The sequence below is a fragment of the Chryseobacterium limigenitum genome (assembly GCF_900114875.1).
GTDB classification, from domain to species: Bacteria; Bacteroidota; Bacteroidia; order Flavobacteriales; family Weeksellaceae; genus Chryseobacterium; species Chryseobacterium limigenitum.
Genome location: NZ_FPKW01000007.1, coordinates 184,327 through 193,444, shown reverse-complemented (window position 1 = coordinate 193,444; position 9,118 = coordinate 184,327). Strand labels below are relative to the sequence as shown.

Below are 9,118 nucleotides of genomic sequence, written 5' to 3'. Positions count from 1 at the left end.
GGAGAAGATGCCTACCGCCTTTTTTAAGATATCACGTTCAAGCTTTGTTTCTTCTAGTTCTTTGCGAAGTCTCAATAACTCTTCCCTTATTGGATCAGAGGATATTTGTTTTTCCTTGCTAAGTTTACCTTCTTTGTGAAGTTTTCGCCAATTAACGAGACTTTCTTTACAGATCCCCAATTCTTCAGCTACCGAGGATACATTGCCTCGCTGCTCACTTAAAGATACTGCTTGGATCTTAAACTCTAGACTGTAATTTTTTCTGATCTTTTTCATACTCTTAAAGATAAAGAGTATAAGAATTGTGTCCTAACAAAGTTAGCAACTCCACTATTGGGAGAGAAAAGTATTAATTTTGCTAATTAAGAGATTCAAGGATGGAAAAACAAAATAATAAATTCTGCAGATTCAGAATAAATGCCGTAAAGGATAGCATGGAAATATTAAGAGGCAAATGGAAAATACATATACTGGGAATTCTCCTTTATGGCGGCAAAATGCGTTTTGTGGATTTGCAACGAGAAACTCAAGGGATTGGGGCTAAAATGTTATCTAAAGAATTGCAAGATCTTGAAATGAATCATCTTGTGACACGTACGGTCTTAAACACAAAGCCTATTACCGTTGAATATGATTTAACCGATTTTGGAAGAACCCTAGAGCCTTTTATTGATACTATCGCACAGTGGGGTATAGATTACAGAGAAACTCTTTTCGGTAAAAAAGAATATTAATTATCAGATTTTATTTGATAAAAGTGAATTTTGTAATTCTTGTTTAATTTGACTCAAACGAACTAAATCATCCGAAGATAATTCCGTCTTGGTCACTATAGCACACTGTATGATATCATACGGTATTTTTTTTCAAAAAAAATCTTAGTGACAGAAATTGGTAAGTCGAAAATGTCATCAGTATTAATATAAATTCGTTTTATCAATTCGCATGAAAGAGTTATATTTAAAAAAATATAATTACCCTGATATTCCAAAAACAAATCTTTGAAACAACTTTTATAAAAAATTGATTTATACAACACTTTTAAATATTGCGATTTTTCAGGGAATTGTCTTAGGCTTGGTTATTTTAAGGTCTTCCCTATTCAATAGTCATTCAAATAAATATTTAGCATATTTACTATTTGCACTTTCCTTTGTTTTACTAAATTATGTTTTTGAAATTGAAGGAACATTTATTGCGTATCCTTTTCTACATTTTTTTGACGATATCGAGTGGATATTTTTATTGCCCGTTTTCATATTTCTGTTCATTATCAACCGGATTAATGATACTGTAAAGAATAGGCAGAAGCATTATTTGTACTATATTCCATTTGCGTATTCCTCTATTGTTAGCATTACATACGATCTTAGTAATGTTGCAGGAATTTATAAAATCCCGGATTCAAGCATTTTCCTAGTCAATATATTTAGGCTGATTCAGATTTTATTTGCCTTTATCATCATCCCGTTTCTACCTCTTTACTCTTATTTTATGATAAGGCATTTAAAAGACCCACAAGAGAAAAAATGGGTCATTACCTTATTAACCATTATCTATTTGTTGCTATTTGTCTGGCTTACTACATATATGACCGGTCTTTTTTTTGGATCAGACATTTCCTCTATCATGAGCGTTTTAGCTTTATGTGCAACATTTGTAATGCACTGGACAGCCTATATAGGCATTTACAAATATAAACTGGCCAAAAACAAAGATGCCATCTCCCATTTTCTAAATAATGATTCAGCTGTTTCGTATCCCCAACTGCAAATTGTACAAGATAGTACGCCACAAGAATATAAGGAATCTATCACGGCCGATAATCTTTATTTTCAAAAACTGGAACTTCTTTGCAAAGATGAGCACATTTATACCGACAGTACATTAAACAGAGAAAAAGTAGCTGAAAAACTAGGCATAAGCGCGGGATATGTTTCACAAATTGTAAACACAGTAACAGGAGATAACTTTGCCCATTACATCAATCAATATCGAGTGGAAGCTGTCAAAGAAATGATATCAGATCCGGAATATGAAAACTATACTTTATTGACGATGGGATTAGAATCCGGGTTTACTTCAAAAACTACTTTTTATAAAGCCTTTAAAAAAGTTACCGGCAAGACCCCCAATGAATACAAAAACACCACTAAATAAGTACCATTTTATCCATTTTTAAGCTTTTGGAACCCGTTCTAATTTGATTTATTTGAGTTTTGCACTTAAATAATTCAAATTAATCTTTTATGAAAAAAACCTTTTTACTAGTAATCATTTTGTTTGCTTTTAATTCTGTCAATGCTCAAAATGAAAATGGAACTGATGCAAATCCTTATCAGAAAAAAAATGAAATTAGACTAAATTTAATAGCGCCATTAGCTGGTGCTGTGGAAGTAAATTTTGAACGACACCTCAATAAAAATTCATCACTGGGAATCTCTGCATTTTTTGTTTATGATAATACAGAAAATGAGGATCTGAATTACTACATCTCTCCCTACTACAGATATTATTTTGGAAAAAAATACGCTTCCGGTTTTTTTGTCGAAGGATTTGGAATGTTCACTTCTATTGATGGAAAAAAAATATACGCAGCAGACAACGTGACATTCACTGAAAATAAAGATGTTTATGATGTTGCACTGGGTGCTGGTCTGGGCTATAAACTGGTTACAAAAAAAGGATTGGTTTTTGAAGCCAACGCAGGCTACGGAAAACTTTTGTTCAATGCAGACAAAACAGATCATACTGTGGTTGCAAAGTTTGGATTGAGTGTTGGCTACCGATTTTAAGATACCTAAAGAATGAATAAATAAAATCCTGACGAAAGTTGGGATTTGTTTCTGAAAATGTTTATAAATACATGGAAATTTATAAACATTTTCAGAAAATAAAATCAGTGTGCAGGAATATCCGTACACACTGATTTTTTGAATAATCTATGATATCACTACCATAATGTAGTTTTCACATAAAAGGGTTTTTCTCAACACTTAACGTTTGATTACTTTTACCGTTTTCACCGTGTTGTTAGCCACATTTACTTTAACCAGATAAACACCTGATGCTAGCACAGTAAAATCAATCGTTCCCTTAGTATCATTGATCATTTTAGTAGTTACCAATTGTCCCGCTGCACTGTAAACTGTCACCGAAACAATCATTTGATCGTATGAAACATTCAAGTAATCCTGTACCGGATTTGGATAGACTTTCAGTTGATCTCCTTTTGCTGAAACTTCCACAACAGCTAAGCTGCTTGTAGGGCAAGCAATGGCTGTAGGAACAGTTACAGTATTTGTGTTTCCTATTCCCAATCCTCCATTATAATTTCTTCCCCATGTGTAGAGTGTTCCATTTGTTTTTATGCCAATACTATGGGCAAACCCACAGTCTATTTTTTGCCAATCAGTAGCTGTACCAATTTGAGTTGGAGCAAGTTTATCAACGTAAGTGCCATCTCCTAACTGTCTGAAGTAATTATTTCCCCAGGCCCATAAAGTACCATTCGTCTTAATAGCAAGAGTATGACTCTCCGAGCAAGCAGTACTTTTCCAATCCGTTGCTGTTCCAATTTGGGTTGGAACTGATCTTGAAGTAGTTGTACCATCTCCCAACTGCCCACTATTATTAGCACCCCAGGCCCATATAGTACCATCTGTTTTTATGGCAACAGAAAATTTATACCCTGTAGTTACACTTTTCCAATTCGTTCCCGTGCCTATTTGTGTAGGAACAGTTCTATTGATGAGAGTACCATCTCCTAGTTGTCCAGATCCATTATTACCCCAAGCCCATAATGTTCCGTCTGATTTTATAGCTAAAGTATGACCGTTTCCAACCGCATAACTTTCCCAATTGGTAGCAGTTCCAATTTGAATAAAAGTTGATTTTTTTGTAGTTGTGCCGTCTCCTAATTGGCCGTAATCATTATACCCGCTAGCCCATAGAGTCCCATTTGTTTTTTTGGCAACAGTGTGATCAAAAGTGGATATAGCACTTTGCCAATCATTAGCATTCCCTATTTGAATAGGTGTCGTTTGAACGGAAGCGTTTCCATTACCTATCTGACCATATCCATTTATCCCCCAGCCCCACAATGTTCCATTATTTTTAACTGCTAAGGTAGTATCATGACCATTGTCTATCCATTTCCAATCGGTTGCGATTCCAATTTGAGTAGGAACGTACAAATCCGTTGTACCCCCGGTTCCTAAATGAGAATAGAAATTATCGCCCCAAGCCCACAATGTTCCATCGGTTTTTATACCACTGCTAAACTCCACTCCTCCACGAACACTTTCCCAGCATCCTACAGGGACAGTAGCCTGTACATTAATTACATTTCTAAAAACAGGTCCCCAAACGCCATTATTATCTTTAATACGCACATTAAAAACATGTAGTCCGGTAGAAGGTAAAGCAATTCCTGTTTTGGTTAGTTGTTCGAAAGAGCTGTCAAAATTTCCATCGGCAGCCAAAACAGCTGTTCCGTTTCCTACTCCAGGATCGGTATCCCAAAAATACTCGGCTTGTGAAATAGCCATTATGGTAGACGTCGGATTTTGCTGAACATTAATAATGTTAGTGAAAACCGGCCCCCAAACACCGCTATTGTCTTTGATACGCATACAGAATTTATGCAAACCACTGCTTGGCGTGGTAATTCCCGTCTTGGTCAATTGCTCAAAAGCACTGTTGAAATTCCCGTCGGCAGCCAAAACAGCCGTTCCGTTTCCTAATCCCGGATCGGTATCCCAAAAATACTCGGCCTGGCTTACAAACATTTGCGCCGGGCAAAACGTTATCATAAGCAAAGCGATTATACTATAAATATATTTGTTCATATTGTTCTATCATTAAGAATTATTTAGAAAAACCAGATCCTGTGATATTTAACGTGCCACTGCTAATGGTTCTCGGAGTCAGCAAATAGTTTACCTGAGGTTTACCACCGCTGTCTGCCGGCCAATAATTAGCCCAGCTGTTTGAGCCACCATAGTGGCCTGCATCGTTTCTTGTTAAATCTAAATCAGTATAGCTTACATCAGGATTTCCCGCATTTACATTCATCCCGCTTATGGTGTAATCTGTATTGTTGAAGTTCATATTTACCTGTCCGGAATTATTACTTTGGGTCACAGTACCTTGTGTTACAAATGAATTGGTAAATACATTGTAAGTAGCTGATACAACAGCAGTATTACTGTTATTTTGAATACAGGCATTGGTTTGACCTACTACAAAAGAAGCAGCATTGTTCATAATGTTAATATTTCCGGCATTTGCAATGTTTAAATTGATAAAAAACGGAGCAACATCGCCGGCATTAGGCTTGTAGACAGTATTGTTAATAATTTCGTTCGAACTGCCCGATTTAAGAGAAAACACATAAAATCCAGAGCAAAAATTATTGTAGAATTTAAAATTATAATTTGGTTGAGAATTCTCTATACTAAAATCAGATTTATTTCCATAGACTTCTATATCTGTAGTTGCAGGAGTGGTATCTGTCTCAATAGTGTTAGCGACAATAGACTGTGCTTTGTTAGCTGTAATTCTTCCATGAGAAAAAACCAAACTTCCTCTAACAGTAGATCCGGAAATATTGGTAGTTGTATTTGTTTTATTGGTAAAAACATTATTCAGATAACAATTATACAGATTGATGGTCGTTCTTCCTCCGGTTGTAGATCCACTTGCTGTTATATTATAAATGCTAAAGTCCCCTGAACTCAAACTACTGATATTCACGACTCTTCCCGCTGCCGGATTGATCGTAACGGTCCCCTGAATAAAATATTTGTTATAAATAGTTTCAGAGACAAAAGTCAGTGATTTGTTGATGGTAAGATTTTCTACATACGCAGACCCATTCGTTTTGGGTTGAATAATTATGCGGTCTCCGTCTGAAGCAGCAGTAATAGCTGCACTTACGGTAGAATAAGCTCCGCCGGCTCCGGCATTTCTAACATACAGATCGGCTGCAAAAGCCGTCGTGCTGAATAAACCTGTCAAAACAATGGTTAGTAGTTTCTTTCTCATAATAGTGAAAAGATTAAATAGTTTAATATATTTTAATTTTTAAATACTTTGTTCGAGACCTGTACGCGGAAAAATTGTCAATAAAAAATAACAGCAATAGCTTCAATCAATGAATGAACATTGATTTTGAAAGTATTTTCGTTGATAAATAAGCCTCTAAAGAAATTTTGAGGAATTTATTAATGCTTTAAATTATTGGAAACAATTAGTATTAATGAATTTATAATATGAAATACGGTGTTTTTCATGATTTAATTAGTTTTCGTTTTTAGTTTTTAGTTTTTTTAGTGAAAACAATATTCCATCAATGATGATTAGACGTTTTCGATTGCAAAAATATATTTTTCTTACGGATTATCAAATAGTTGATGGAAAATAATCCTAAAACATAAGGCTTATTTAAAATAAAATACCACATAAAAACGGAACGACCTATTAAGGAGTATAGCCCTTTAAGTTCACCAAAACCCTTTTTTAACAGTTTTTCATTTACACTAATATCAAAAATTAATACACAGTCTGAGATGTGTCATATATAGAAATTAATATTTTACCTACCTTTGCCCCTTTAATTTTTAAATATTACACATGAAAAAAAGTTTAATTTACAACTTTCCCGTTCTTTGGCAAAAGCCGGCAAAACGACAATCATTAATTTTGAAATATCTAATTCAAATCGTTTAAAAGTATTCTTATTTAAAAATTGGTTTATCTTAATAATTCAAACGCAGAATTAACATTTATTTTAAATTAGAATTCATTTATAGGTGAATAAAATTAGTTAATAACTGTCTTTTAGTAAATTACATATTAAAACAAATTTATTTTACCCCAGACAGCTTCTTAATACAATCTAGAATCATAACCTTTATAAAACCCTCATTAATAAAGGAATATAGATAACAGACACACTAGAATGAAATGCATAGCATTCATGGCGCCTATATTATGGATATTAAAAAAAAATGCTACTTTTGCTGACAGGAATAAAAATTGTTTTTTAGCGTTTTTATTAGTAATTTAGATATACCAAATTATAAAACATTAAAAATCATCACATGAAAAAAATAATTCTACTATTTACTTGCATGTTCGGTATTTCGGTTTTTTCACAGATCAAGGTCTTGAAAAACGAAACTTTAGTGGAAATTGGCAAAGATAATTCCGTTGGTTTATATAAAAAAGACGATAAATTTACGATCAACTATCAGGATCTTAACACCGCTAATCTAAATACTTTCAGATCTTTTTCATTTCATAATATGAATAAAGATGTTGAAGGTCTATATAAAATGATTACCGACGGATTTATCGACACTCCGGAAGGAAATATTGTTTTGGAACTTCCTAATGATATCATTGAACTTCATTACGAGAAGAACTTCGGACAGCCAACTGTTCAGTTTATTCAATATATTAACAAGAACAGAAAATATGTTGGAAAATCACAGTTTCTGAACAAAAAACAGGTTGATAAGCTTTTTGGAAAAACAAATGGCAAATCTGCATTGTATGAAAGAGCTGTAGCGAAAACCACTTCTTCTACGACGGGAACAACAAGCTATAACTCTTCAGCAAGTACAGCAATACCTTTAACTGATACTCCTGCAAAAACGCCAACTTCTTCGCCAAAAAGCAAGAAATATAAAAAATAATCAATCTTTACAAAACATAATTAAACTCATTCTTCCCGGATGAGTTTTTTATTTCTATTTTTGTAAAAACATTGTTTTCATTTATGTCACTTCAAATAATCAATCTGACCAAAAAATTTGGTGAACAAACCGCACTTAACAACATCAATATCTCAATTGATAAAAGCGAGATCATCGGTCTTCTGGGACCAAACGGAGCAGGAAAATCAACTCTGATGAAATCTATCGTTGGTGCTTTGAAAATTGATGAAGGCGAAATAATTTTTAATGGAAAAAACATTTCCGAGCGCGAGATTGAAAGTAAGAAAAATATTGGATTCTTGCCTGAAAACAATCCTCTGTATCTGGAAATGTATGTGAAAGAATACCTGCAGTTTGTCGCAAATATTCATAAAATTTCTGAAACACGAATTGATGAAGTGATAGAATTAGTGGGAATTACTCCTGAAAAATCTAAGAAAATCAGTCAGCTTTCTAAAGGTTATAAACAAAGAGTTGGTCTGGCACAAGCCATTATTCATCAACCGGATTTATTGATTTTGGATGAACCAACCAATGGTTTGGATCCCAATCAGATTATTGAAATCAGAAATGTTGTAAAAGAAATCGGTAAAGAGAAGACCGTTTTGCTTTCTACACACATTATGCAGGAAGTTGAAGCGCTTTGTTCGCGTGTTATCCTTATTCACAAAGGGAATATTCTTCAGGATTGCCCGATTGATGAATTTAAAGGTAAATTTGGAAGCCTGGAAGAAGCTTTTGCAAGTTATACTCAGACTGAAACAGTAAGCGTAACAGAAGAAATTAATAATTAAATCAAATATAAAAAATCCTGCAAGTTGTAGGATTTTTTCATTTACAATATTTCTTTAAATTTAATTAAACCTGTAAAATTTTCATTAGACAAAAAATTCGGGAATTGGCATTAAATTTGAGAATATCCTACTCAATCAAAACTCATTACAATGATCAAAAAAATTCTACTGGGAGCATTTTGTATCGCTCAATTCTCATTGGCGTATGCTACCGAAATTAAAAACGAATCACCAAAATCATCAACGGTTTCTGCAAATTATCAAAAAGTACCCAAAACGGTAATTATTAAAACTAAAAAGTTTAAAATAAGAATTGATAAACAACCCAACGGTAAATACTTGTATCAATCTTGGGCTGCCAATGCAAAAATAACTTCAAAACCAAGTATGATAATTCCGGACGGAGAATTGATTCCTGATGGTACCGGTGGTAACTATTATTATGAATTTGTAAATAATGCTTTCACTTATCAGGTTTGGAGAAATTATTTAACCAATTCTCCGAAAAAAGCACCTTATACTCTAAAAGTTGATGATAATACAGGAAAAACGATCGTTAATCAAGACGGACAAGTCGTAAAAAATTAATAAAAAAACTCC

The 9,118-nt window shown here is 33.7% G+C and carries 9 protein-coding genes; 6 read left to right on the top strand and 3 right to left on the bottom strand.

All coding sequences use genetic code 11. From position 1 onward, the window contains the following. Positions 1-276: transposase (locus BT156_RS11120; protein ID WP_072410093.1), on the bottom strand; the 276-nt coding region annotated here is incomplete at its 3' end. 101 nt (positions 277-377) lie between these two features. Here BT156_RS11120 and BT156_RS11115 point away from each other — a divergent pair. The 3 genes from BT156_RS11115 to BT156_RS11105 all read left to right on the top strand — a co-directional run bounded on the left by BT156_RS11115 (position 378) and on the right by BT156_RS11105 (position 2,795). Next, a complete protein-coding gene (locus tag BT156_RS11115) occupies positions 378-734 on the top strand; it encodes a winged helix-turn-helix transcriptional regulator (RefSeq protein WP_072410091.1) in 357 nt (118 codons plus the stop codon). Between the two features lie 289 nt (positions 735-1,023). Beyond that, on the top strand, positions 1,024-2,160 hold the full coding sequence (locus BT156_RS11110) for a helix-turn-helix domain-containing protein (RefSeq protein WP_072410089.1): 1,137 nt from the start codon (positions 1,024-1,026) through the stop codon (positions 2,158-2,160). A gap of 89 nt (positions 2,161-2,249) precedes the next feature. Further along, complete coding sequence (locus BT156_RS11105; RefSeq protein WP_072410087.1) at positions 2,250-2,795, top strand: DUF3575 domain-containing protein; 546 nt, start codon at positions 2,250-2,252, stop codon at positions 2,793-2,795. A 201-nt stretch (positions 2,796-2,996) separates the two neighbouring features. On the opposite strand, the gene BT156_RS11100 is transcribed toward BT156_RS11105, so the two are convergent. After that, entirely contained in the window at positions 2,997-4,814 is a 1,818-nt protein-coding gene (locus tag BT156_RS11100) for an RCC1 domain-containing protein (RefSeq protein ID WP_170857298.1), read from the bottom strand. 55 nt (positions 4,815-4,869) lie between these two features. Further along, entirely contained in the window at positions 4,870-6,048 is a 1,179-nt protein-coding gene (locus BT156_RS11095) for an autotransporter outer membrane beta-barrel domain-containing protein (protein WP_072410083.1), read from the bottom strand. Between the two features lie 1,058 nt (positions 6,049-7,106). On the opposite strand from BT156_RS11095, the gene BT156_RS11090 reads away from it, so the two are divergent. From BT156_RS11090 to BT156_RS11080, 3 genes are all read left to right on the top strand, one after another. Continuing rightward, complete coding sequence (locus BT156_RS11090; protein ID WP_228430094.1) at positions 7,107-7,703, top strand: hypothetical protein; 597 nt, start codon at positions 7,107-7,109, stop codon at positions 7,701-7,703. An 83-nt stretch (positions 7,704-7,786) separates the two neighbouring features. Next, positions 7,787-8,518, top strand: coding sequence for an ABC transporter ATP-binding protein (locus tag BT156_RS11085; protein ID WP_072410081.1), 732 nt, complete (start codon positions 7,787-7,789; stop codon positions 8,516-8,518). A 150-nt stretch (positions 8,519-8,668) separates the two neighbouring features. Then, a complete protein-coding gene (locus tag BT156_RS11080) occupies positions 8,669-9,106 on the top strand; it encodes a hypothetical protein (protein WP_072410079.1) in 438 nt (145 codons plus the stop codon). The last annotated feature ends 12 nt before the right edge of the window (positions 9,107-9,118 follow it).

Bases quoted from the DNA above. Each gene is read 5' to 3' on its own strand.
- BT156_RS11115 (WP_072410091.1), top strand. From the start codon at position 378: ATGGAAAAACAAAATAATAAATTCTGCAGATTCAGAATAAATGCCGTA.
- BT156_RS11105 (WP_072410087.1), top strand. From the start codon at position 2,250: ATGAAAAAAACCTTTTTACTAGTAATCATTTTGTTTGCTTTTAATTCT.
- BT156_RS11100 (WP_170857298.1), bottom strand. From the start codon at position 4,814: ATGATAACGTTTTGCCCGGCGCAAATGTTTGTAAGCCAGGCCGAGTAT.
- BT156_RS11095 (WP_072410083.1), bottom strand. From the start codon at position 6,048: ATGAGAAAGAAACTACTAACCATTGTTTTGACAGGTTTATTCAGCACG.
- BT156_RS11090 (WP_228430094.1), top strand. From the start codon at position 7,107: ATGAAAAAAATAATTCTACTATTTACTTGCATGTTCGGTATTTCGGTT.
- BT156_RS11085 (WP_072410081.1), top strand. From the start codon at position 7,787: ATGTCACTTCAAATAATCAATCTGACCAAAAAATTTGGTGAACAAACC.
- BT156_RS11080 (WP_072410079.1), top strand. From the start codon at position 8,669: ATGATCAAAAAAATTCTACTGGGAGCATTTTGTATCGCTCAATTCTCA.